The sequence below is a fragment of the Microcoleus sp. S13_C5 genome, from assembly GCF_036700845.1.
Lineage (GTDB): Bacteria > Cyanobacteriota > Cyanobacteriia > Cyanobacteriales > Microcoleaceae > Microcoleus.
Genome location: NZ_JAUBPR010000029.1, coordinates 1 through 24,616, shown reverse-complemented (window position 1 = coordinate 24,616; position 24,616 = coordinate 1). Strand labels below are relative to the sequence as shown.

General features: G+C 45.2%; 23 protein-coding genes. 11 read left to right on the top strand and 12 right to left on the bottom strand.

Annotated elements, in window-relative coordinates; genetic code table 11:
- Positions 1-117: 117 nt before the first annotated feature.
- From QUA04_RS10735 to alr, 3 genes are read right to left on the bottom strand one after another with little or no spacing between them, the layout of a single operon-like run.
- The gene (locus QUA04_RS10735; RefSeq protein WP_333256526.1) at positions 118-1,245 is read right to left on the bottom strand and encodes a patatin-like phospholipase family protein; all 1,128 of its coding nucleotides are present in this window, start codon (positions 1,243-1,245) and stop codon (positions 118-120) included.
- Between the two features lie 47 nt (positions 1,246-1,292).
- Positions 1,293-2,141, bottom strand: a complete 849-nt coding sequence (locus QUA04_RS10730; protein ID WP_333256523.1) for a mechanosensitive ion channel family protein — start codon at positions 2,139-2,141, stop codon at positions 1,293-1,295.
- Positions 2,142-2,189: 48 nt separating this feature from the next.
- Positions 2,190-3,407, bottom strand: coding sequence for an alanine racemase (alr, locus tag QUA04_RS10725; protein ID WP_333256520.1), 1,218 nt, complete (start codon positions 3,405-3,407; stop codon positions 2,190-2,192).
- A 247-nt stretch (positions 3,408-3,654) separates the two neighbouring features.
- On the opposite strand from alr, the gene QUA04_RS10720 reads away from it, so the two are divergent.
- The gene (locus QUA04_RS10720; RefSeq protein ID WP_333256517.1) at positions 3,655-5,235 is read left to right on the top strand and encodes a peptidoglycan-binding protein; all 1,581 of its coding nucleotides are present in this window, start codon (positions 3,655-3,657) and stop codon (positions 5,233-5,235) included.
- Positions 5,236-5,330: 95 nt separating this feature from the next.
- On the opposite strand, the gene QUA04_RS10715 is transcribed toward QUA04_RS10720, so the two are convergent.
- From QUA04_RS10715 to QUA04_RS10705, 3 genes are all read right to left on the bottom strand, one after another.
- A complete protein-coding gene (locus QUA04_RS10715) occupies positions 5,331-6,365 on the bottom strand; it encodes an S-layer homology domain-containing protein (protein WP_333256514.1) in 1,035 nt (344 codons plus the stop codon).
- 77 nt (positions 6,366-6,442) lie between these two features.
- Complete coding sequence (locus QUA04_RS10710; protein WP_333256512.1) at positions 6,443-7,855, bottom strand: DUF3370 domain-containing protein; 1,413 nt, start codon at positions 7,853-7,855, stop codon at positions 6,443-6,445.
- Between the two features lie 12 nt (positions 7,856-7,867).
- Positions 7,868-8,710, bottom strand: coding sequence for a Uma2 family endonuclease (locus QUA04_RS10705; protein ID WP_333256510.1), 843 nt, complete (start codon positions 8,708-8,710; stop codon positions 7,868-7,870).
- A gap of 249 nt (positions 8,711-8,959) precedes the next feature.
- Between QUA04_RS10705 and QUA04_RS10700 the strand changes: the two genes are divergently transcribed.
- Together QUA04_RS10700 and QUA04_RS10695 are read left to right on the top strand one after the other, a co-directional pair.
- Positions 8,960-11,185: a P-loop NTPase fold protein gene (locus QUA04_RS10700; protein WP_333256507.1), complete on the top strand. Its 2,226-nt coding sequence runs from the start codon at positions 8,960-8,962 to the stop codon at positions 11,183-11,185.
- 45 nt (positions 11,186-11,230) lie between these two features.
- The gene (locus QUA04_RS10695; protein ID WP_333256504.1) at positions 11,231-11,608 is read left to right on the top strand and encodes a transcriptional regulator; all 378 of its coding nucleotides are present in this window, start codon (positions 11,231-11,233) and stop codon (positions 11,606-11,608) included.
- A gap of 97 nt (positions 11,609-11,705) precedes the next feature.
- Here QUA04_RS10695 and QUA04_RS10690 read toward each other — a convergent pair whose 3' ends face one another.
- From QUA04_RS10690 to QUA04_RS10680, 3 genes are all read right to left on the bottom strand, one after another.
- The gene (locus QUA04_RS10690) at positions 11,706-12,587 is read right to left on the bottom strand and encodes a hypothetical protein (protein ID WP_333256502.1); all 882 of its coding nucleotides are present in this window, start codon (positions 12,585-12,587) and stop codon (positions 11,706-11,708) included.
- 123 nt (positions 12,588-12,710) lie between these two features.
- Positions 12,711-13,316: a DUF1517 domain-containing protein gene (locus tag QUA04_RS10685; RefSeq protein WP_333256499.1), complete on the bottom strand. Its 606-nt coding sequence runs from the start codon at positions 13,314-13,316 to the stop codon at positions 12,711-12,713.
- A 494-nt stretch (positions 13,317-13,810) separates the two neighbouring features.
- Positions 13,811-14,329: a hypothetical protein gene (locus tag QUA04_RS10680; RefSeq protein WP_333256497.1), complete on the bottom strand. Its 519-nt coding sequence runs from the start codon at positions 14,327-14,329 to the stop codon at positions 13,811-13,813.
- A 358-nt stretch (positions 14,330-14,687) separates the two neighbouring features.
- Between QUA04_RS10680 and rfbB the strand changes: the two genes are divergently transcribed.
- The 4 genes from rfbB to hpsJ-A all read left to right on the top strand — a co-directional run bounded on the left by rfbB (position 14,688) and on the right by hpsJ-A (position 18,555).
- Positions 14,688-15,794, top strand: a complete 1,107-nt coding sequence (rfbB, locus tag QUA04_RS10675) for a dTDP-glucose 4,6-dehydratase (protein WP_333256495.1) — start codon at positions 14,688-14,690, stop codon at positions 15,792-15,794.
- 385 nt (positions 15,795-16,179) lie between these two features.
- Entirely contained in the window at positions 16,180-17,031 is an 852-nt protein-coding gene (gene crtA / locus QUA04_RS10670) for a cyanoexosortase A (RefSeq protein WP_333256492.1), read from the top strand.
- Positions 17,031-17,699 (top strand): cyanoexosortase A system-associated protein, encoded by a 669-nt coding sequence (locus QUA04_RS10665; protein ID WP_333256489.1) that lies wholly within the window; start codon positions 17,031-17,033, stop codon positions 17,697-17,699. Before crtA ends, QUA04_RS10665 begins: the two co-directional genes overlap by 1 nt.
- A gap of 178 nt (positions 17,700-17,877) precedes the next feature.
- On the top strand, positions 17,878-18,555 hold the full coding sequence (hpsJ-A, locus tag QUA04_RS10660) for an HpsJ-like protein, cyanoexosortase A-associated (RefSeq protein ID WP_333256486.1): 678 nt from the start codon (positions 17,878-17,880) through the stop codon (positions 18,553-18,555).
- A gap of 363 nt (positions 18,556-18,918) precedes the next feature.
- Here hpsJ-A and QUA04_RS10655 read toward each other — a convergent pair whose 3' ends face one another.
- The 3 genes from QUA04_RS10655 to QUA04_RS10645 form a co-directional block, all read right to left on the bottom strand.
- A complete protein-coding gene (locus QUA04_RS10655) occupies positions 18,919-19,560 on the bottom strand; it encodes a cofactor assembly of complex C subunit B (protein ID WP_333256483.1) in 642 nt (213 codons plus the stop codon).
- Positions 19,561-19,657: 97 nt separating this feature from the next.
- Positions 19,658-20,389 (bottom strand): response regulator transcription factor RpaB, encoded by a 732-nt coding sequence (gene rpaB, locus QUA04_RS10650; protein ID WP_071587789.1) that lies wholly within the window; start codon positions 20,387-20,389, stop codon positions 19,658-19,660.
- Between the two features lie 145 nt (positions 20,390-20,534).
- Positions 20,535-21,776 carry a transposase gene (locus tag QUA04_RS10645; RefSeq protein ID WP_333256481.1) on the bottom strand — a complete coding sequence of 414 codons (1,242 nt, stop codon included), beginning with the start codon at positions 21,774-21,776 and terminating at the stop codon, positions 20,535-20,537.
- A 117-nt stretch (positions 21,777-21,893) separates the two neighbouring features.
- Between QUA04_RS10645 and radA the strand changes: the two genes are divergently transcribed.
- From radA to QUA04_RS29940, 4 genes are all read left to right on the top strand, one after another.
- A complete protein-coding gene (gene radA / locus QUA04_RS10640; protein ID WP_333256477.1) occupies positions 21,894-23,450 on the top strand; it encodes a DNA repair protein RadA in 1,557 nt (518 codons plus the stop codon).
- 45 nt (positions 23,451-23,495) lie between these two features.
- The gene (locus QUA04_RS10635; RefSeq protein WP_333256474.1) at positions 23,496-23,726 is read left to right on the top strand and encodes a type II toxin-antitoxin system prevent-host-death family antitoxin; all 231 of its coding nucleotides are present in this window, start codon (positions 23,496-23,498) and stop codon (positions 23,724-23,726) included.
- Positions 23,727-23,849: 123 nt separating this feature from the next.
- Positions 23,850-24,104, top strand: a complete 255-nt coding sequence (locus tag QUA04_RS10630) for a type II toxin-antitoxin system VapC family toxin (protein ID WP_333256471.1) — start codon at positions 23,850-23,852, stop codon at positions 24,102-24,104.
- Between the two features lie 335 nt (positions 24,105-24,439).
- Positions 24,440-24,559 (top strand): DUF2391 family protein, encoded by a 120-nt coding sequence (locus tag QUA04_RS29940; RefSeq protein ID WP_445242313.1) that lies wholly within the window; start codon positions 24,440-24,442, stop codon positions 24,557-24,559.
- The last annotated feature ends 57 nt before the right edge of the window (positions 24,560-24,616 follow it).

The following is a 24,616-nucleotide window of genomic DNA, read 5'->3' as shown; positions in this document are numbered from 1 at the left end:
TTCTTGCCAACCCCTAATTTAAAAATTCCTCAATCCCTTACTCTGTATACTTTCCGTCGCAGGCAAAAGGCAGATTTTCCCCAAGATCCGCCTCTTGCCCAACTCCAGACTCGAAACCTACTCCCCAAAGCCCCTAGCCTTCAAGTGCTTTTCCCAACTAAAATTGGAACTCAAAAAGAACCTCTTAGTATACAAATACCCCAAGCGGTACAGGTGAGCCTTGCGATCGGCATCTAGATTAAAGTCCGTCGTCGTCACCCCAGCTTCAGTCACATCAATATTAATCACCCTGCCCTTATCCATTTCTCGCTGGTGATAGCGGTCTCTTGCTTTCATCATCGTTCTGAACATCGCCGCCAGCATTGACAGCGGAGTCTCAATCTTAACTTTACTCTCAATTCCAGTATCAACTAATCGAAACCCAAAGGTAAACCAGCGGGGCACAGCGGGAGTCGAACCGACGGATTGTTTGTCATAAATCCACAGGGGGAAATTGCTCAAAATTCCGCCATCTACAATTAAGTCATCGCCTAGTTTTCCAGGTTCAAAAAATAGCGGAATACTCATCGACAACCGAACGGCTTCAGCCACGCTAAAATGTTCAGCACTTTGGAGTCGCAACTGCTCGTACAAAGGATCGGAATCCGTCGATTCGCGTCGGTGTAAGTCGTCGGGTATTACCAACATTTCACCGCGAGTGAGGTTGGAAATTACTACTTTTAATTCCCGGTCTTTTACGATTTGTTTGACATCGGCAAAAGTGTGCAAGTTACCTCGACCGAGTATTGCTTCCAGCCACTGCCGGAACGGCTGCGCCGAATATTCTCCCATCTGACGGCTAACTGTTAGGAAAAGCAGCGTCCAAGCAGGAGATTGCAAGTCGTCTGCGGGGTCGCCGTTTAAAATTAGAGGACTGTTTTTTTTAGTTAAAAATATGGTGTAATCGAGCTGTCCTAAAATTTCCTCTAAGTCATCTATTGACAAGTCGGTTGCCAATACTGCGGCAGTAATAGCACCTGCCGAAGTGCCGGCCAATTTTCGCCACCGGATGCCTAAATCGCTGCAGCATCTGAGTGATCCTAAAAACGCAACTCCGCGCACGCCGCCGCCTTCAAAAACGCCGTCTGCATAGATTTCACCGTTTTCATCGGGAGGCGGGAATTTGCTGAGAATTGTTTGTTTCTCGGTGGCGGTGATTCTGACACCGGGTTCTTGCAAAATTTGCTGCGGATACCACTTGCTCATGGGAAATACCTCGGATAAATTTTGGGTTTTAGATTTTAGATTTATATCTATTGTTCTTGATTTTTGTCGGCATCCATTGCCTCTTTGACGTATTGTTGAACTTGCGATCGCACTTGTTCGTAGGCCACCGACGCGCACCAAGGTCGGAGAGATAAAATAGTTGTATCGGGAGTAATCTCGGCGACCAAACAAGTCGGGGGGGGATTCTCCAGCACCAGCGGGTGAGAGTGGGCAATTTCTAATAACTCAGCTACAGTTGGACGAATTGGCCGATCGCCAATATCAATCCTCAAGTCTACTCGCCTCGTTCCCATTGCCGTTGTATTTTTCAGTGTACCGTTAAACAACTGATTGTTCGGGACAATAATTTTTATGCGATCGTCTGTCACCACGGTTGTGGAAAAAATCCCGATGCTGTCCACCACTCCCTTAACATCCGCAGCTTCGATCGCATCTCCGACTTCAAATGGTCGCAAACTAATCAACATTACCCCAGCAGCAAAGTGCGACAAAGTATTTTGCCACGCCAAACCGATCGCCAAACCCGCTGCACCCACCACCGCCACCACGCTGGTAGTTTGAATTCCCAACTGATTCAAAGTGGCGACTACTCCCACTACCAAAATTGTAATTTCAGCAGCTTGAACTAAGAATTTCCGCAGTGTGGCTTCGGTGCGACTCAGTGCTCGGCGAGTCACGCGCCCCACAATGCCGATCGCAAATCGCGTAATTAACAAAATGCCGATCGCCCACAGCAGTTGAGGTACAATTTTAAACCCCAATTCTACGAATTTTTTCGAGAATTCTTGGGCTACTTCTAAGGCTTGTGTTCTTTCTGCATTTAGCTGGGAATACAAGGTTTGACCTATTAGTATAAATGTCCCGTTCGCTGTCATATCAATTGGTATTTGGTAATTGGTAATTTTTCAGTCAACTGTCAACTGTCAACTGTCAACAGAATTTTGTCCCACTGCTACGCGGGGCAATCGGTGTTTAAAACCGCAGAGTATTTCCCAGGAAATAGTTCCTAAAGTTGCGGCCCAATCGTCAGCAGTAATTTGATATTCCCCATCTTGGCCCAACAGCGTCACCACTTCGCCGACTTCTAAATCTGGAATATCGGTTACATCCAACATTAATTGATCCATCGTCACGGCTCCCACTTGCCGCACGAATTGACCCCTGACTAAAACCTGCATCCTATTAGAAAGATTGCGCGGAATGCCATCTGCATAGCCGATACCAATTACGGCAATCTGTGTCTGCCGCTGAGCTATAAATTGATAGCCGTAACTGACGCCGGTTCCTGCTTCAATTGTTTTCACCTGCGTTACCCTAGCTTTTACCTGCATTGTTGGCTTCAAATTGGATCTCGACTGCAAGTGAGGTGCTGGATAAAGACCGTAGGTAGCTAAACCGACACGCACTAAATCGTAGTGCAAATCCGGGTCAGCGAGGGCAGCAGCAGAGTTTGCCAAGTGCAGGCGAGGGGGGTTAATTCCTGCTATTTTAATTTGCTCGATCGCCCGTTTAAACCGCTGGTGCTGCTCTCTCATCACTGCCGGATCTGGACTGTCGGCTGTCGCCAAGTGAGAGTAAATACTGGCTAATTTTAAATTGGGCAACCGCTTGACTAATTGCACAAATTCTGTAGCTTCCTGCCAGGGCGTACCCAAGCGAGACATTCCCGTATCCAACTTAGCGTGAACTGGCAAAGATTGGTTAAGACCAGCGAGAACTTCCGAAAAAATTAGGGCTTGTTTGGCAGTACAAATAGTGGGCTGCAAGTGCCATTGGGCGATCGCCTTTACCTGTGCCGGTGTATGGGTTGCCCCCAACAGCAAAATCGGCGCTTCTATCCCAGCTTCTCGCAATTCTATTCCTTCGGGAATTGTCGCCACTCCCAGCCAACTAGCACCTGCTTGCAATGCTGTTTCACTGACTGCAACAGCACCATGCCCGTAAGCATCGGCTTTCACAACTGCCATCAGTTCTGTGTGGGGAGATAAGAGCTTTTTAAGCTGTTTTACATTGTGAGTTAAAGCTGCTAAATCGATTTCTACCCAAGCCCGTTGGCAAAGTCCCCCGTCACCGTCCCACAGCAACGTCTGGCGGGATTCTTTTGTCGTTGATTCTGCAGTTGTTTTTTCCCCACTCCACATTGTCGATCGCTCCTACTTGCTTACACCATTAAAAACGGCTCTAAAAACTGCTAGGATATTCTACCCTCAGTTTGATTATAATAAGATTTTTCCTTTAATCAATGTTATACAAGTAAAAAAAAAATGCAACTGTAGGCAAGCTGGAAACCCCTATTGCATCAGTCATTCCCCATCTAAAATCTAAAATCTAAAATCTAAAATGGTATTAACTGGTGTATCATAGCACCAAAAATACCCGGTAAAAACTATGGACGGACTGGCCTACCTACATTTAGCTGAAACTTGGGAAACGGCTGCGAGTCAAACTCGATCGACCAACTCAAAAATGCACCAAAATTTAGCCTCAACTCCTTTACTTTTCTTTACAATCGCTCTCACAATTTTAAATTTAATCAATCCCGCACTCGCCATCAAAAAAGGCGATTCAGGCCAGGAAGTAGCGGAACTCCAGAAAACTCTACAAACAGCAGGATATTTTGGCGGTAAGGCTACAGGATTTTACGGTTCTGTTACCCAGGCTGCTGTGAAAAAGTTCCAAGCAGACAACAACCTGAAAGTTGACGGAATTGTCGGCCCTAAAACCTTGTCCGCGCTGAAAGGTAAGCCGGAAGAGGCTAGTATTGAAGCTGCGGAAAAAATCGCGCCAAATCACGATCAATCTTCGCCATCTCCTACCCCCACAGAAAACACAAACGAACTCGAAGATAAAACTAAAAGTCAGCCCCAAGAACCTCTCTTTCAAGAACCCTCTCTGCCACCATTTAAAACTGAAAACTCCGAGAACAGAGAAAGTGAATTACCCCCCACAAAGCTAGTAAATCCTCCCGACAACACTCAAGGAAAAATGACCTTGAAAAAAACTATTTACGGCAAGATATCGCCAAAATCAATAGTTTATTCGGGAGCGGGTTTGTTTTTTGCTCAAAACATGATGTACAGCCACACAATCACAGTTTACGACAGGAACTTTAAATTAGTCAAGACTATTCCCGATACAGTAAACTTGTCGAAGTTTGGCTTTTCTAAATTCAAAGGCAATTATCAAGGCTCTCCCGTAGAAGCTGCTTTTTCAACGGACGGCAAATATGCCTACGTATCCAACTATCAAATGTACGGTTCGGGGTTTAGCAATCCGGGGAGCGACAGGTGCTCTCCAGCGGCAAAACACGACCAAAGTTTTCTTTACCGCATCAATACCCAAAATTTGAAAATAGAAAAGGTAATTCCTGTAGGTGCAGTTCCGAAATTCAATGCTGTTTCGCCTGACAATCGCTTCGCCCTCACTAGCAATTGGTGCAGTTGGGATTTGAGCGTAGTTGATATCAATAAAAATCTTGAAATCGAGCGAGTGAAACTGGGTGCATATCCTCGGGGTATTGTTGTTACTCCCGACTCAAAAGATGCCTATATTGCCATCATGGGTTCTTCCAATATTGCGAAAGTGAATCTCATAGACTTTTCGGTAGAATGGCTGAGAAATATTGGCAATGCGCCGCGTCATTTGACAATCGATCCCAACGGAAAGTATCTTTATGCCACTTTGAACGGTGAAGGAAATGTGGCCAAAATTGACCTAAGAACTGGTAAAGTGGTGGACAAAGTTTCGACTGGAAAAGCACCTCGCAGCATGACGATTTCTGATGAGGGAAAACGGCTTTATGTGGTCAACTATTTCTCGAATACTGTTAGCAAAGTTAGGACGAGCGATATGAAGGTACTGCAAACAGTGAAGGTTAATTCAAGTCCGATCGGAATTACTTACGATCCGCAAACTAATCAGGTTTGGGTAGCTTGCTATTCGGGGAGTATTATGGTGTTTCAAGATTAAGTTAGCTGCTTCGTAGTGAAGGCTTCAGTCCTGACTACAAACAATAACGATTAAATGTTATTGTGGGGCGGCCTAGGAGCAACGCCCCTAAAATATTACTTGGACAACTTTACAGGCTTCACAACATACTCAGAAGACTTAGCAGGTACTTGGCCTTTTTTGGCCATAGCTTGGTAAATCATGGCTGCTACTTCAGCGCGAGTTGCTGTTCTATTAGGCTGCAAAAGTGCGCGCTTCGGGTGGTTGACAACAATGCCAGCTTCCGTGGCTGCTGCTACTTTGTTAACTGCCCATTTCGGCACTTTTGTCCTGTCTGTATAAACCTGTAAAGTTTTGGTTGCTTTTGTTGATGGTTTCAGGCTCAAACCGCTCGCTAAAGCTGCGATTACTTCGACACGCGGAATCTGTTTTTCGGGACGGAACTCATTGTTTGGGTATCCTTTAAGATATCCCGTTGTGACGGTGTGCTCGATCGCAGGAGCGGCAGGACTCTTGTCTTTTACGTCTTTAAAATCAATCGGTTTTCGGATCGGCTTTTTGTCGTCGGACATTCGCTGAATCAAGCGCGCTAGTTCGGCTCGCGTCATCGGTTCGTCGGGCCGAAATTTGCTGTCGGTGAAATCAGTAAAGATTTTACGATCGACTAAAGCTACAATGAACGGACGCGCCCAATATTTGTCGGGAACATCAGAGAATCTAACGGGCCCAACCTTGGGTTTATCGGCTTTGGGTTTATCGCCTTTCGGTTTGGTAATTGCTGGAGCGGGAGTCGATCGCGCAATTGGCTTGGGAGGAACAACGATTACACCCACCGGAGGAGTTTGCGGTAAAACCGGCCCTAAAGGTGCCACAGGTGCGACTTCCCGTTGTGAGGGAATGAGGGTTGTAGCGGGTGATCGCAAATCCGAATTGGGCGACGCAGGTGTTAATATTCCCGGGCTCGCGGGCGTCACAGCAGGTTGAGAGAAAACGGCTGGAAATTGCCAATTTCTGGCATTCAATCGATCGGGATTTTTACCTGTTACCCAAAATAAAATTGCTCCCATCGTGCCGAAGGCAACCAAGATAGCAATCAATTCATCTAATCCTAGAGGGTTTCTTTCCCCTGACGGGGGTTGTGAAGAAGACATATTGTCACCTACATACCAATGTAGAAATTAAATCACATATTTTTTGGGTCGGGTAGTGACTGAAATAAATAAATCAACTATTCCAAAGTTCTCACTGTCAATACTTGCGGCGGCGTGGAATCGGGAGGATAAATAAAATCAACTTTTACCGATCGCGTTTCTGTGGCAGCTAACCTCAACTTTACCATCGGTTCCACAACTTGACCGAAACGGTGCCACAAATGCACGTAGCGAGTTACATCGTAACCTCCATCATCTCGGTAGCGCAGCCGCACAGTACCTCGAAAATAGGGAAAATCTAAGGAAGGTTGGCGAAATCGCAATCCATTTTTTGAGAGTCGATCTTCTTTTAAAGGCGTTTCCAAACTCACCGCTACCGTTTGCGGTTTTTGGGCAGTGTTATGCAGTGGCAAAATCAGATTGTAGTGTACGCCGTAATTGCCGTGGGCTTCGTAAGCGGTGTCGGGATAGCGCGCCAGCATTTTTCCTGCTTGCACTTGTTGGGTTCCCAAAGTGCCCCCGCGCAAGGTAGAGATCGCATAGGATATCGCTTTTCCAGTCGGGGGAATTGCCAGATTTTTAGCATCGCGATCGACTAATTCCGCTTCCCATCCAGAACCTTGCTGCACCCCTGCCACGCGGCCGTAAATCAGGCTTCCCGCAGTCGCGTCGGGGGGAGTCGGGGTTTTGTCGCGGGGGCCTGCCAAGCCGCCATTATTCAGCAATTGCTGCCATTCTTCCAGAGTTGGCGCGCGATCGGCCCCATCAGCATTTTGAGGTGCATACATTGCCAAAGTAGCGGCATAAACCTTGCCGCTACTTTTGAGCCGCACAAAGGTAGAACGACCATTTATCGGCTTTTCCAGACCCCGCACGGGAATGGGGCGATTCATCAACAATGCGGTTTCTCCCGGTGCAATCAGCAGTTTTTCGGGAAAATCCGGCTGCCGCATTCCCCGCAAAACGCTATCGACAGCGCGAATTCCAGGGCCGGAATATACTTCGCCGTTGGGACTCTCACTTTGTGCTGGTTTTTGTTTAAACGGCGCGTCCGGTTCCATCAGGTAACTGGCTGCCTGCAAAACTTCCACCGTCACGGGTTCGGAGCTGGGATTGTAGAGCAAAGCGCCGATATACAAAGTTCTAGAATGCAGCGGAGTGTGAGAAAAATGGTGAGCAAACAGGTTGAATTGCCCTTGAAAGGCAAAGTTAAGGTGAGCCGCTGGGACTTTTTTGCCGTCTGGGGGAAAGGTTGAGAGCAAAATGCCTTCTTTTTTGACCCATTCGGGACTGTCGCTGTTGAAGAGGGGGATGTTGTCGAGTTTTCCGGGGAGCGATCGCACTTCGGCATCTAGTACAATTTCCTCTGGTGCTGGTTTTGCGGGAATAGATTGTACGGGTTTTTTAAGTAAAAATAATCCGCCGACTGCACAAAGGGCGATCGTAGAAATACCAGCAATTCGAGAAAAGAGATTTGGTTTCTGAATCATCAAAGTTAACTGTCAGCCCAATCTCTGTACATCTTCCACCGACAGCGACAGCGCCTGAGCCACTTGCTCTACGGTTAAACCCATTGCCAGCAGTTGGGGAATCGCATCCCGTTGGGTTTGTTCTGCGCGATCGGCTCTTTGGCGTTCCTGTTCGGTATGGAGGCGTTCTAGTTTAGCTTGTTCGCTACCAGTTAACAACAAATTCCCCTGATTATCCCACCAACGCAACCATCGCTGATGCTGATTTTGATAGCTACCTTCCCACACACCTAACTCTACTCCCATCAGGTCGATCGGATAATGCCCGCGATCGTTTGGTTGCAAACGGCGATAGCGAGTATTCACCCAGTTATAGACTTCCAATTCGCTCGTTTTAATGATGTAAATCGCATAGTAAGGAATGCGAATAATCTGCTCGTATACCCAAAACTTTCCTGGTTTCTGGTTGATACCTTCTGGTAAGCGAGATAAAGGAGTATTATCTCGTTCTTCAGCCCCATTACCACTAGCAAATTCGATCGCAATCAACGGCACCATATACTCGCGCCAAATCACGTAAGAGCGGCGAACTTCCCCATCTATTAGGGGCGGAACGTTGGGAACGTAGAACCAGTCAGGCGCTTCGGCTCCCTTTTCTGGAGGGTCGGTTTCGCGCCAGTAAATGCCACAATCTTGCCCGATCGCATATTGTCCGTCCGGGTGGAGGGTTTGCAGTGTAGTTTCCAGGGAGTCGGTGAGTAGGATACTCTGGGGATGTTCTGGGAAGTTTTTTACAAACGTGCCGTCGGACTCAGGTAGTTGGGTGTGATCGGGAAAGGCGGGGGGTAATGTTGTGGGGTTGAGGCTTTGTGTCATGTCAGCTATCCGGTGGTGAAAGGACAGATGCTTTATTAATTAGAGCATAGCGATCGTAGATTGAGGGGCTTTATACTGTCTGATAAAATGTTTGTCGCTCACTATTGCCGCGATCGCGAACCACTGGACGACGTAACGAAATCCGAAGCGCTGCTGTGCAACCTATTCTGGGGATGAGACCTTAAGCCAACTGAGGCTATTAGTGTTAGACTTTAAAGTAGTATGAAAAAGTTTTTCAAGAGATTGTTTGTGAATAATCAACAGCATCAAGATAAAGTAAATGCTCGTGCACCCGATTCAAATGTTCTGGAGCCAAAAGATATCTATACCATTGATGCTCCTGTTAACAACCCGGAACAAGACAAGTTTAAGCGCTGGTCTTTTTCCCAAAGAGTTGCACAAACGATTGCTTCTCGAAGCGATCCAAGCAGCATTGTTATAGGAATTTATGGTCCTTGGGGTGACGGTAAAACAACAGTTCTTAATTTTATTGAAAGAAAATTTCAAGAATCGGATGAAATCATTTGTGTCAAATTTAATCCTTGGCGATTTACTGATGAAGCCAGTTTGATCAAAGGATTTTTTCAAGCATTGGCGGAAGCGCTTGGAAAATCTATAGATTCCTACCCAGAAAAGATAGGCAAATGGCTTGACAAGCGTTTAGGTAGACTTGGACTGACTGGGTTCACTTTCAATTTTCCTGGTTTTCGATTTAATCCCAGTCAAAGTATTCAGGGACTTTCATCTGTTGAACTAGAGGAATTGAAAAAGAGAATCGAGGACCTTCTTAAAAATGAGGGGAAGCGTGTAGTTGTTCTAATGGATGATATAGACAGGCTTGAGAAGAACGAGATTCAAGCTGTATTTAAACTTGTCAAATTATCGGCGGATTTTGACTATACAGCCTATGTTTTAGCCTTTGATGAGGAAATGGTAGCTTCTGCTCTTAGTGAAAGGTATGGCTCTGGAGATATTAAGGCGGGAAGAAATTTTTTAGAAAAGATAATTCAGGTTCCGTTAAACTTACCCAAGGCCGATCGAGTAGCTTTGCTTGAATATTGTATGGTAGGAATAGAAGAGGTTCTAAAAGATGCAAATATTCAAATTTCGGAGGAAGAATTTCGATCTCACTTCCTTACTCATTTCATTGAAGGTTTAGAGATACGGGTTAAAACACCGAGAATGGTAAAACGCTATATAAATGCCCTTGCGTTTTCTCTACCTATATTGAAAGGAGAAGTTAATTCTCCAGATTTAATGCTGATTGAGGGAATGCGACTCTTCTATCCAGTATTATACGATGTCGTGAAAAATAATCCTGAGATTTTCTCAATTTCACCGTTTACTTATAATCGTGAAGATTACAAACAGCGCAGCCTTGAAATTATAAACAAGGGGATTCAGGGTTTAACTACTGATGAAGGAGAATCTGCTAAAAATCTCTTAAAAGCTTTGTTTCCATGCCTAAAACAGACTGGTATACTTGGCAATATTAATTATATTTCTAGTGGTTGGAAAGGAGAATGGGATATAGAGCAAAGAGCCTCTTCTTCTCACTATTTTTCCCGATTTTTCTCCTACTCAATCTCAGATAATGATATTTCCGATGGAGAAATTACGTCCTTTCTATCTCAGATAGAGGATCAGTCTGTTGAAACGACTATATCGAACATCCATCAAATTGTTGGAGATCGACGAGCCGACCTATTTATCCTGAAGCTAAATAGTAGAATAGAAAAGCTTTCTTCGTCCACTTCCAAAAATCTTGCCCTGGCAATTTCTCAGAGTGGAGATATTTTTTCAAAGGAGAAGACTTTTTTGAGCAAATATTTGTCTAGTGCTGAGATACTTATCTGCAAACTTGTTGAAAATATTTCGGACGCTCAAATAAAAGTGGACGTTGCAAAGCAAATAGTTTTAGATGCAAAGCCTATTGCATTTGCAATTAAATGCTTTAGATGTCTGGTTCCACTTAAAGAAGGAGAGGAAATAGAACGGCATCTTTCTGTCGATCAAGCTCGTATTATCGGTGAAGCTTTCAGTCATAAAATTAAAGAAATATCTCAAGTATCTCCCCTCTATCTTCAATTTCCTGAAGATTTTAGCAGCTTATTATATGTATGGTCTCATTGGGGAGATAAAGAGGAAGTAAAACAGTATCTTTTAGAAGCCTTAACTGAGAATCCTAAAAGTGTAGTTGAATTTCTGAAATGTTATCTGCCGACACTGTATAGTTTCCCAGATTATAGAGCGCGTAAATGGGATTTTGAACGAAATCAATATAATAGCTTAGCTGAATATATAGAGCCTAGTCTCATATATCAGTTACTTCGGAATATCTATGGCTCAAATCTAGATAATCCAGAATACTACGATTCAAATAATCAGCAGCGATCCTTAGACGAAAAAGTTGTAAATCAGTTTGCTTTTATTCACCAAGTTGTAATCAAAGAGGTTGGCAGTAGTAACAATTAATCCAATTAGTGAAGAAAATACGTTATAATTAGTTATGGTGAATGTATGGAATTGCGCCCCATTAGAAATGAAAATGACTATCAGGAAGCCCTTCGAGAGATTGAGTTACTGTTTAATGCAGTCCCAAACAATCCTGAGTACGATCGATTAGATGTACTCAGCACCTTAGTGGAAGCCTACGAGAAGAAACACATTCCGATCGCAATCCCCGATCCGATCGAAGCGATGTATTATTACATGGAAACTCGCGGATGGTCTCGTCGCGATTTAGAGTCATGTCTCGGTAGTCGGGCTAGGGTATCCGAGGTTTTATCTCGTAAACGTTCCTTGACATTGGAGATGATTCGGAAGTTGAATCAAGAACTGGGGATTCCCGCTGAAATGCTCATCCAACCCTATAAGTCGGTAAAAATCCCCGCGTAACAATATAACTCGATCTACCTTGGTAGTTGTAGGGTGTGTCGCTGCAGGAAACTTCCCACTAAGGCGCAGATATTCCAGGGCGACGCACCCTACATTCTTAACGCCTTCTGCTGCCAAAAGAACGACTCCGACTCGGTTGACGAGAATTCCTGCCGCTACCAAAACTCGGACTCCGCCTTTGCTGCCGGGAATTTGAGTTGGGATCTCGCCTCAAAGTGCTGCCACCGTAACCCGAACCGGTCGATCGATTGCCATTTGGCCGTGCTGAGGGTCTTACTGGCTGGTTATATGTGGGCGATCGCAAGCGGCCGGTCGTCCTTAAAACTTGACGGTTTCTCACCTCATGAGGCGGAGTTCGGTAGCGAGTCTGATATTGGTTAACAGCTTGGCTGTAAGTATTGCCATAGCCGCCATATCCTGTCATAATCCCCGGCTGATAGACTGGCGGCATATAATATTGTGGTCTAAATAACAAACTGCCGATCGCCTGACCAGCAACAGCTCCAGCAAACGGTGCCCAGAAGCCAGATTGCTGCCGCACTACTACGGTTTGTGGCTGACCTGTTTGAGGGTTATTGACAGTTTCGGTAACATTGTGAACGTACTCAATTTTAAAATCTTCTGTCAAATGCAAAACCGCTTGATTGTTATCCAAATTTAGATAACTTTTCTTGCCTGCCGATATTTCTTCCTCTGTTAAGCGAGCCATTTGCAAATCCCTAGTGCGGTAAACTGGGGGACTGCCGGCAGGAGTATTCAGCAACATTAAACTGTATTCGCCATCCGCATCGTCGTAGGTAGCTTGCTGTACAGGATATTGACCTTGACTCAAGTTATTATTTGGTGCAGGACGCACTGTGTTAATATTTGGATTACCAGCAGGATTTGTATAAGTTTGTGTGCGAGGTGAACCGCAGCCGATTGCCGTCCACAACAAAGTTAAAGCCATTAAATAAATTGTCAGTCTTCGCAGCATCATAAATAGTAATTTTTAATTTTTAATTTTTAAGTGGGCATGGGTTGTTTGAGACTTGATCCTTCTTCCTTACTCCCGATATCAGTTACATCCGTTACTGAATCCGTTGCCGAACTTCTTCCTTCCTTAAATGGGAATAAGTTCGGGGAAATTGACCAACACTTGGTCGTTGGTAAGTTCGTCTCCCAACTGTGCGGGAGAAAAGTGAACTTGCACAGCTCGGAGCCTTTCTTGGTAATGTAAATTAATCAGGGCTTTTAAACCGACTTTCAGCGCGCTGATGTCAGCGAGGTCAGTTTCTAGGGCCGGAACTTCGCCTTTATATGCAACTGTCAGCATCACTACTATATTTCTAGTTACCGGCAAAGACAAGGGGGAATTTTTATCGTAAACAGATGTACTGTATTGAGGCTCGCTGAGATAGCGATCGGCTGAATCAATGAAAAGTTCATCCACATAATCGCCCGCTTCGCCTTCATTCCAAAAAACATCGCCTTCATTGGCTGCTGATTGCCAGTAGCTGTCGTACTGCAACAGGTGATTGCAAATTTCTACAAGACCTTCTCCTAAAACTACTATGTCGCCATCGGCATCAATTGCTTGTCTGGCGGTGCGGTTGAGAACTCCTAACAGCGGTGCAACTTCTTCGCCTGTTAGGTGAACGAACACCCGGCAAACTGCCAATCTAGTTTGACCTGTAAATTGATTGAATCGATCGCGCCAAGCATTCATAATAACCTATAGTTGTAATCTGTAGGGCTATATTTCCAACCATAGCAGGGGATTTGAACTCTTGCCGTCTACCCTCAGATTGATCTGAAGAGTATTTTTAGCGATCGCCTCCGCAGCCTACTGTATCGCTTTGACTCATCTAATTTTATAGCAGTTTTCAATAGGATCAAATACAGTTCAAATACAGTAGGGAAACCGCACAGCCTTGTCCTGACTTGGAGCAGCGACTTTTAATAATTGCTATGAGATTGATGATTCTAGCAAGAGTTTTTTTTAATTGATATTAATTTAACGCTCATTTGCTGAGTCGGAATATGATATTGTGTGCTATAGATTCATCTGTTTATTGTTTGCAGTGCTTCGCGATCGCAATGACAAGAAATTGTAGGGTAGATAATTTCTACTCAAAAAACCTCCAATCTTGCAAGATTGGAGGTGCGCTAAGTGAATACTTTGGTTTGGGATAACTATTAGACGATCGCGCTTTGGACTTGTTAGATCGCAATTTCAGAACTCAACTCAGCAACTGGCGAAACTGGCAAATCCAGCTCGCCGCCTGGAGCTTCTGGGTGTTCGCGAACGGCTGCAACCGCATCTGCTGACTCAGCTACAGCACCCGCCGGCACCAAATCGAGCAACGCCGGAACTTCCATGTATCCAGAAACACCTGCATCTGCGATCGGATCGATCGACTCTTCAAAAACTTCAAAATTATCGGTCATCGCAGCGCAAGCAGCAGAAGCGCGCTTGCCGGCGCGGTAGCTCATGTAGGCCGCACCTGCGCCCCCAAGCCCAGCCAAACCGAGGAAACCGAGAGCTGCTGTTTTGTATGATTTCCACGGATTCATTCGCTCCGAGCCGCCGGAACCTAGGAGCGTTGTCGGAGAACCAGATTTAGCCGTGTTAGATTTGCTGTAGGAACAGGGGAAAGCAGATGCGGCGTCACCTATGGCGATGCTGCTTGCGATCGCGACGACGGAAGCAATGCCAGCTAACACTTGAAACTTCTTCATGGTGTTCTGGAGATTGTAAAGGATAATTAAAAAATTAATGGTAACAGCTCTTTACAAATGTATCAACTCTGCGCGCCTTCCAAATCGCGGATCGATCGCAAATGTCAACTATAGCCTCACGCAATTCAAATTTAAAATTGCCGGCTTAAAAATTTGCAATGGTTGCTCTGTAAGCGTTTCGGCTCACAAATCGATAGAAATTCAAGTTTTGTGAACCAATACTTTAGATCGCGGCCAAATAAGAAAATCTGAGGTGAGACAGTAGAAAATTTAATTACATGGCGGCAAACAGTTGGTGACAAACTACTTTTAAGGCTACTTTTGTAAAGGCTTAGTTATTGGAAAAACTCTTATTTTTATGACAGACAGCGCGAATCAAGGCATTGAGCGAGCCCCTCGCCGATTGTTGGTGACGGGCGGGGCTGGATTTATCGGCTCGAATTTTGTGCATCACTGGTGCAAAAGCTATCTGGGCGATCGAGTAGTCGTACTCGACGCTTTAACCTACGCCGGAAACAGACAAACCCTGGCAACTTTGGAAGGAGGCGAAAATTTTCGGTTTGTGCAGGGGGATATTTGCGATCGTACCTTAGTCGATACCTTGCTCAAAGAAGAAAACATCACCACAGTCGCGCACTTTGCTGCAGAATCCCACGTTGACAGGTCAATTATCGGGCCTGCAGCCTTTGTTCAAACAAACGTTGTTGGAACCTTCACACTTTTAGAAGCCTTCCGCAAGCATTTTGAAGCAATTGATGAGGCATCTCTCAAAGCACAAATGCGCTTCCTCCACGTTTCTACCGACGAAGTTTACGGCAGTCTCGGCCCCGATGACCCAGCCTTCACAGAAACCACTGCCTACTCGCCCAACAGTCCCTACTCAGCCTCCAAAGCTGGCAGCGACCACCTCGCCCGCGCCTATTTCCATACCTACGGCGTCCCGACAATTATCACCAACTGTTCCAACAATTACGGCCCCTATCACTTCCCAGAAAAGCTCATTCCATTAATGTGCATCAATATGCTATTGGGCAAACCGCTGCCAGTATACGGCGACGGTCAAAACGTGCGAGATTGGCTCTACGTTCTCGACCACTGCCGTGCTTTAGATGTCGTTATTCACCGTGGTCAGCCTGGGGAAACCTACAATGTTGGCGGCAACAACGAGGTAAAAAATCTCGATTTAGTAAAAATGCTGTGTCAGCTAATGGACGAATTAGCTGAGGATTTACCCGCCCGTCCTTGCGAACAATTGATCACATTTGTCAAAGACAGAGCCGGGCACGATCGGCGTTATGCTATTGATGCCACCAAAATTAAAACAGAGCTAGGTTGGACTCCCTCAGTAACAGTTGAAGAAGGTTTGCGACAGACTGTAGAATGGTACTTAGCCCATCGGGATTGGTGGGATCCCCTGCTTTCGGAGGAATATCAAACTTACTACCGGAAAGTCTACTCTAACTAATCTACTCCTGGACGCACGGGCTACCACAAACCAGAACCAGTAAAAAACTGGTTTTCCAGCTCAAGAGTGCGTCCAGAAAGGTTTCTGTCTTGCCTTCAAGCTTACATTTAAACTCCCGGCGCAGAAACCGGGTTAGAGAAAGGAAAATTTTTAGTTGAGTGCGATCGATCCGAGTTAAAAAACCAGTTTTCTTTGGTCTTTGGTTCTCACTTCAGAATTAATTGGGAGAAGGTACTTATCACACATATTTACTCTTGTCAATTATTGTAAAGATTTAGTTAAAAATCATCCTAAACGCATAAATTCAAGGGTTTGTAGCTGATAATTTTAATAGAGTTACAACATTAAGCATTTTAGAAGCTTTTAGGAAAAACAAAAAGCACCAATGACCGAAATAAACTGGCTCAAGCACGTCCAAGAACCTAAATACTGGCTGTTAGGCATCGCCTCCGGTTTGATTGTCCTACACCTAACTCTGACTTCCCGAACAAACGACACTGACCTGTTCGGCACAATGTTCCTGTTTTGGGGAGTCGTAGCATTTCTCATTTGGGAAAGGCACGAATCCTTAACTTTTGAAAGCGGAATTTTCGCCAGCTTCTTTGGGTCATCGTTAATTGCTTTAATATTGCTCAAAAGTTCGTCGATATCAGGATACGACTTTTTTATCAGAGCAACGCCTTTTTTGTCTGGAATCAGTCTCGCATTGCTGGCTTCCGGCACAAAAGGACTGAAACAATATAGGCAGGAACTCCTAATTCTTGGCTATACAGCTATTCCTCCAGGATTGATCGGAGTATTCGTTGATGTCGCCCTATTAACAGCAAAATTTTCAGCTTTCATCCTGCACTATCTAGGCTTTGAAGTTGTGCGGAAAGGGGTTTTGCTAATCCTGGAAAAGGGCAGCGTGGAAGTTTATCACGGCTGTTCGGGGGCGAATGTGATTCTACAATTGTTAGGAATGGCTGTAATTTTCTTGCTGATGTTCCCAACAACGGTGGGTCAGAAAATTGTAGTGCCACTCGTGGCAATAATGAGTGCATTTGTAGTGAATGCTGCGCGAGTTGCTCTCATGGCCGTGCTGGTCTCGCTATCTCAACCCGAAGCATTTAAATACTGGCACGAAGGAAATGGTTCGGTAATCTTTTCGATGATTGCTGTATTTATTTTCGGTTTATTCTGCTGGTTTGCAATTTTGAAAGACCAACCCCAAAATAAGGAAGGACAGAATTGCTAATGGCTATTACCTCTTGGAAACCACTTAGGCTTTCCCTGTTGGCTGTTACTTTGGGAGGGGTTTTGTTGGTGGCAGGAAAAGTAGTTTTCTATCCATCGGACGGCAAAAATGTGGCAACTCCGTTTGAGTTTCCCGAGTCGGTGCCTCTAGCCGATTGGAAACTAAACAAGAGCGCGCCGATCGAACTTAGCGAAAATTCTGAATTCAAAGCTGCTAGGAAATATGAATATCAAAAAAATAGCAGGGTTCTAGAAATAGAGATGCGCTATGCGGTCAACACCATTGGGGATGTGGAAGGTATGATGAAAGGACATACTATTCTCAAGTCGTCTCCTGGTAAACTAGCATTGGCAAACACTCAAGGCGCGGGGTTTCACGGAATTTTGCAACAGCAAAATCGACTGTATTTGAGTTCGTGTATCAATCCTCATGGCAGTGCTACAGTAACTTCCCAACAGTTTAGATATAATCGAAATACTCGCGACTGGCAGCCAAACCGTATTCTGTTTTGGTTGTTGGGTAGGGGAAATATTCAAGACCGGCGCTGTTTGTGGACTCAGATGTCTGTGCCTTTGGATAAAACAACTCCAGAAGATGCCAAAAAAATTCTAGAGAATGCTTGGGTTTCTTGGTATGAGTGGTGGCAGCCGCGATTCCCCGAGCCTTGACTCGATTCAGTCGATTTTAGCTTTTAGCTTTTAGCTTTTATATTTACTCCACAGGTGAATCTGGAAGCTCGAACAAGAATCTAAAATTTTTGACTCTCCACGACTGTTGTCGGGCGATTGTATCCGTTCTTGGGCGGCGTCAAGAGAGATTTTTCTTAACAACAACTCTGATTATTTTATGAATGACTTACAAGGCGAACAAGGTTTTTCTATCTACAGACTGCGTTGGATTGGCTACGGTCTATTAATTCTGTCTGTATTAGATGCGATTGCAGTTCTTATACCGGCCAATTTTGGCAATCGCCTCTGGGAATTGCAAACGATTGGGGCTGTAGTGGAACGGGTGCCAGTTCCTTTACTAGCAATGGCGCTGATATTTTTTGGCGAAGGGTACGATCGCAGAAGTTTGGAAGACGTTTTTTTGAAGGTTTTGTCTTGGGTTTGTCTGCTGCTAGGTCTGGTTTTTCTGTTGATGCTGCCTTTGGGAATTTTTGGCACTATCTACGTCAACAATCAAAACAACCAGCAAATTACTACTCAAGCAAACCAACAATTAGCTCAGTTGCAGCAGGTGGAAGATCGGCTAAAGAAGGGTAGTCCTGAAGATTTAAGGAATTTGGCGGGGGAACTCACCCGTTTGGGGGTACAAGCGGATACGCAAAACCCACAGCAATTGAAAGAGCAAATTCTTTCGAGAATTACTCCGGCTAAGGAACGGTTACAGACGCAAAGTGCTGCGGTTCAGTCTAGTCAGCGCTTGGGGTTATTTAAAAATGCTATTAAGTGGCTGCTGGGCGCGCTGATTTCTAGTGTTTTGTTTTTTACGCTGTGGCGCGGTACTGACTGGGCTCGGTAGTAGTTTTGAATTTTGAGTTGCGAGTTTTGAGCTAGTAAGGTGCGCCTAGCGCACCCGGAGAGTCTTGTTGAGGACTAAGGTTAAGGTGCGCCCTGTAAAGGCAGCCCGCGTCTTGGTGGTTAAGAAGAAAGAAGACCCTCAAACCCTGGAAATTTCGTTAGGGGGAGCGCTCGCTCTTCTTCTTTTCAAAAGATATCGGTAATAAATCTTGTTTATTGCCGATAGCCCACACCTAGAATGTGGCAAATCCGTCGTTAGCGCAGCCCTCGAAGACGATCGCACCTTGACAGAGCTGGCATTGTGCAATCCACAATCTAAAATCTAAAATCTAAAATCCACAATCTAAAATCTAAAATCTAAAATCTAAAATTGATTGATGGTATTTTCTAGTTTGTCAGCAATGCCTTCAACCCAGTTTTCATCTTGTTTGGTGTAGCTGCGGGGCGCGTTAGCACCTAAGATTAAAACGCCTTGGGTGCCGATGGGCTGACAGATGACTCCTTGAGTATTTTCTGGCAAATAGTCAAATTCAATTTTTCCGGGATAAATATTGAGATTTACTAAATAAACTGGTTTATTTTTGTCGAGCACTCGCTGCAATATCGGCCCTGGTTTGACTTCGGGATTGATGCCTAAAATGCCGCGCCGCAATAGGACTTTTCCCTGATACACAATTACGATCGACCTTGTGGCGGTATTTGTCAACAGCAAACGCGACGCCCAGGCTAATTCTATTTTCACCGCCTCAGGCAAATCCGGCGCAAATTCAAAACCTTCTTCGCCGATAAGTTTTACCGAATCCGGCGATCGCGCTTGCACCTGCTGCCACAGCAAACCTGTTAAAATCAGCAAAGCGCTAATAATTACTCCCAAAGCGTCCGAGCGAGCTTGAGAATCTGTGATTTGCTCTGTCAGCAAGCGGTTGACCATTAGCAGCGTACCTGCTAAGCCTCCTGCAACTAAGGGCAATTGCCGCAAAACTTTATTGGGATCAGATTTTGTCATTAGTCATTAGTCATTAGTCAGTAATCATTAGTCATTGGTAATTGGTAGTTGGTAATTTAACTAATGCCAACTGCCAACTGCCAACTGCCAAGTGACTTTATCCTACTTCTCCAATTTCGACAATTCGCTGGAAGAGATAGCCGGTGCCACGGGCGGTGAGAATTAATTCGGGATTGCTGGGGTCGTCTTCCAACTTTGCCCTAAGCCGCGAGATGTGAACGTCTACTACGCGGGTGTCTACGTGGCGTTCTGGCGTGTATCCCCAGACTTCCTGCAAAATTTCTGATCGCGAAAAAGGCTCTCCTGAACGGCTCACAAGCAGTTCTAACAGGCTGAATTCCATCCCCGTGAGCCGAATTCGTTCGTCGCCTTTGTAAACTTGGCGCTTGTTGGTGTCAATCCTAATATTGGTGACGTGGATGACTCCGGAACTGGGAATCCCCGATGCGCCGTTTTTGTCAACCCTCCGCAGTACCGAACGGATGCGGGCTTCGAGTTCTTTGGGAGAGAAAGGTTTGACGACGTAATCGTCGGCGCCCAATTCTAAACCGGTGATGCGATCGGCTACGTCTCCCAAAGCGGTTAGCATGATGATTGGTACGTCTGACTCTTTACGCAACTCCTGACAGACGCCGTAACCGTCGAGCTTTGGCATCATCACGTCCAAAACCACTAAGTCGGGTTCGGTGTTGCGAAATGTTTCGAGAGCTTCTTCGCCGTCAGCAGCGGTGACGACATCGTAGCCAATCATCGAAAGGCGAGTCTCCAGAATGCGACGGATACTGGCTTCGTCATCGACTACCAGGATTTTTTCTTTATGGTTTTCCAAGTTACCGAGCACTCCTTAAGTTACATTTCAGATAATGTTAATTTTTTGTACCCTATCATAGAAGACACCAATTGAATCATGTGTGGGGCTCGGTCTGAAAGCTTGATAATTGCTTTAACTCAAACTTTTCTAAATGTTAGGGTGACTATTTATCATATTGACACTCCCCGGCCTCAAGGCGCAGGGATTCTTGGTTCCGCGTCGTGACTTGCTGAGATAGGTTTGCACCAACCTCAGTAGCGGTCTCAACTCCCCAAACGTTTATTGGATCTCGTCCAAAAGTTCCGACGTGCCCCGTCGTACTTAATCCTCGACTCAGGATATTTCTAGCTGCATTGTGGTCTCTATCTAGGACGCATCCACACTGACAAGCATGGGTACGGGTGGATAGAGTCTTTTTCACCACTGTCCCACAGCTAGAGCATTCAAGGCTCGTATAAGCTGGATTTACGGCAATCGTGATTTTCCCAAACACCTTGCCGAAATATTCCAGCCAAATACGGAACTGATACCAAGATGCGTCGTTAATCGATTTTGCAAGGCAGTGATTCTTTACCATATTTCGCACTCTCAAATCTTCATAAGCCACTACATCGTTTGATGTGATTACGCACCGCGCTAACTTGACAGCATGGTCTTTACGTTGCCTACTTATTTTGAGATGCCTCTTACCCAGAACCACCCGTGCTTTGCGACGATTGTTTGAACCCTTAACCCGCTTTGATAAGCGCTTTTGGGCCTTCTTTAATCTCAATTCACCTGTGCGGAGGAATCGGGGATTGATTGCTGTTTCACCGTTTGAATCGGTATAGAATTCCTTCAAACCCACATCTAACCCTATAGCATTACCCGTTGCGGGGATAGATTCAGAGCGGTCTACGGAAATACTAAACTGAACATAGACACCATCAGCTCTCTTCACCAGTCGAACCCGTTTTACTTGATCTAAGCTATAGAACAGCAGAGTGCGAGTCCCTTTCAGCTTGAGTTTACCTATCCCACATTTATCGGTGAAGGTGATGGATTTTCGGTCTTGGGCCAGTTTCCACCCAGAGGTTTTGTATTCTACAGAGCGACAATTTTTCTGGAATTTAGGGAAACCTTTTTTCTTGAGAGTCTTTTTCTGGCAATTTTCGTAGAACCGAGTTATTGCAGCCCATGCCCGTTCTGCACTAGCCTGCCTTGCCATAGAATTTAATCTATTTGCAAAGTCAAACTCTTTTGCCAGAACAGCACAGTTCCGAGACATCTCTAACCAAGACTTAGCCTTGCCATCCATCCACAGCCTGAGCGATTTGTTCCGAATAAACTGAGTTATCCGAATCGCCTCGTTTACTGCAACGAATTGAAACGCTTTGCCGTAGGCTTTGAACTCAAGAACTAGCATGGTATTTCCTCCTATTCTTATAGTAGCACACCTAATATAAGAAGGGCTTGAGATGCTACTATGGATTAACAAGTAGCCCTGAAGAGCGGGGCTTTAGACCCATCTTTTTGGTAAACAATGCCTAAACCTCGAATACAATATATTTGTCGGGAATGCGGCTATGATTCACCACAATATTTTGGCAGGTGTCCTAGCTGTCAGAAGTGGGATTCTTTTGACGAGCAGATAGAACAACCTACTGCTGGTGTGCCGCGGGCTGGTTTAACTGGGGTGACAACTAAGACAGTGGGCGGTTCGCCCCCTGATAAGTCGAAGGGTCAACCAAGGGTATCTTTCAGATTATCGCAGATTGCTGACCAAACTCAGTCTCGCTGGCCTTCGGGTTACGGGGAACTCGATCGAGTTTTGGGAGGCGGGATTGTTCCCGGATCGCTGGTGTTGATTGGCGGGGAACCGGGAATCGGGAAATCGACGCTGCTGTTGCAGGTGGCGAATATGTTGGCCCGCAAGGATCGGATACTGTATGTGAGTGCGGAGGAGTCCGGCCAGCAGGTGAAGTTGCGATCGCAGCGTTTGGGCGTCGCTAATCCGGTTGAGTTGTCAAGCAACGGCGGACATAAATCTGGCAGTAACGGGGAAGCTAAAAAGGATTCGGAGGACAATTCAGCGGAGAATTTCTACTTGCTTCCAGAGACGGATTTAGAAGTTGTTTTGCGGGAGTTGGAAGCGCTGAAACCGAATGTGGCGGTGATTGACAGCATCCAAACTATTTATTTTGCTAGTTTAACATCGGCTCCGGGTTCGGTGGCTCAGGTGCGGGAATGTACGTCTGCTTTGATGCAGGTTGCGAAAAGGGAAAATATTACTTTATTTATTGTCGGTCACGTTACGAAAGATGGAGCTTTGGCCGGGCCAAGGGTTTTGGAACATTTGGTAGATACTGTACTTTATTTTGAGGGCGATCGCTTTGCTTCTCATCGACTTTTGCGCTCGATGAAAAACCGTTTTGGCGCGACTCACGAAATCGGTGTTTTTGAAATGGTAGCCAACGGTTTGCGAGAAGTAGATAATCCGTCGGAGTTGTTTTTAGGAAATAGAGATGAATTTTCTCCCGGTACTTCGACGACTGTTACTTGCGAAGGAACTCGACCGATTTTAGTGGAAATTCAGGCCTTAGTCAGCCCTGCGAGTTTTGGTTCGCCGCGCCGCACTACTACTGGTGTGGACAATGCTAGATTGCAGCAAATTTTAGCGGTTTTGGAGAAAAGGGTGGGGATTCCTTTATCTAAATTAGATGTGATTTTGGCAACGGTGGGCGGGTTGAAGGTGGATGAACCGGCGGCGGATTTGGCAGTTGCGATCGCCGTTGTGGCCAGTTTTCGCGATCGGGTTGTTGATGCGCGCACTGTTTTGCTTGGGGAAGTGGGTTTGGGAGGACAGGTGCGGCCGGTTTCCCAATTAGAGTTGCGGCTGAGGGAGGCGGCGAAATTGGGTTTCAAAAGGGCGATTATTCCTAAGAATCAACCGGTGCCAGAGTTGGGGATGGAGATTATTCCGGTGGCGAAAGTAATCGATGCAATTATTGCGGCGATTCCGGCTACTCCCGCTCAGTTGCAGTCTGCTGATATGGAATTGCAGTCGGTTGATTTGGAGGAAGAGGATTTGTTTAATTGAGTTAGAATTGTGATGTTATAAATTGATAGTAAGGAGGCACAAATCATGTATCAAGTAGACATTATTGAGGCCAAAGAAAAGCTTCTGGAATTAATCGAAGCGGCGATGAGAGGCGAAGAAGTGGCGATTACTCAAGATAACCAGCCTGTTGTAAAATTGGTAGTAATTCCCAAACAAGCTAAACCCAATCGGCAAGCAGGAAGTGCCAAAGGAATGGTTTGGATGTCTGATGATTTTGACGAACCGCTAGAAGAGTTTAAGGAGTACATGGAATGAGGTTGTTGTTGGACACTCATGCCTTTATTTGGTATACGACAGACAGTTCGAGACTCACCGCAGGCGATCGTTAATTGACAACGGAGAGACGATATTCTCCTCAGTACAGCTAGCGTCTGGGAAATGGCGATCAAACATAGTATAGGCAGGCTAACTTTTAGTATGCCTTTTATGGAGTTTATCAAGCAGCAGATCGCAGTTAATAGAATTGATATACTGGAAATAACTTTCGACCACATTGAGGTTGTGGCTTCACTGCCTTTGCATCACCGTGACCCATTTGACAGGCTGATAATTGCACAATCTATGGCCCAACAGATACCGATTTTGAGCGTTGATGCTATTTTTGATTCTTATGCGATCGCGCGGGTTTGGTGAATTAAATTATTTTAAAAATAAAGAGGCGAAGATGAAACAATGTAAGCTCGTCAGTGAGAAACATTCCGATGGTTTTGGTTTTCGGATTATTAGAGAACGCGAACATATTGTCATAGTGCGATAAAATCAGGAGGGCACGGAGACTCCGTTAGTAATGCCTAACCACGATCAAATAAAATCAGGGACACTGAGAGCAATTTGTACTGAGGTGGGAATTTATAGAGAGGAATTTTTAATAGCTTATAGACCAACTTGAGTGCAGATGCTATCTACGATAACACTTGAAATATGTAAAATTAGAGATTGCCTTTTCTGAGGTGCGTTTTCACTAAAAAATGAACAAATCAAAAAGACGCAAAAATCAGTTGTTAAATGAACTAAACGACATAATTCGAGGTGCATCGGGTGGCTTTTTGTTCGGCATTCCCCTGCTTTATAAGCTGCTACGCAGCTAAACCGGATAAAATAGCATTGCCTTTATTTTTGATTTTTCGCTCCCATTTAATAACCAT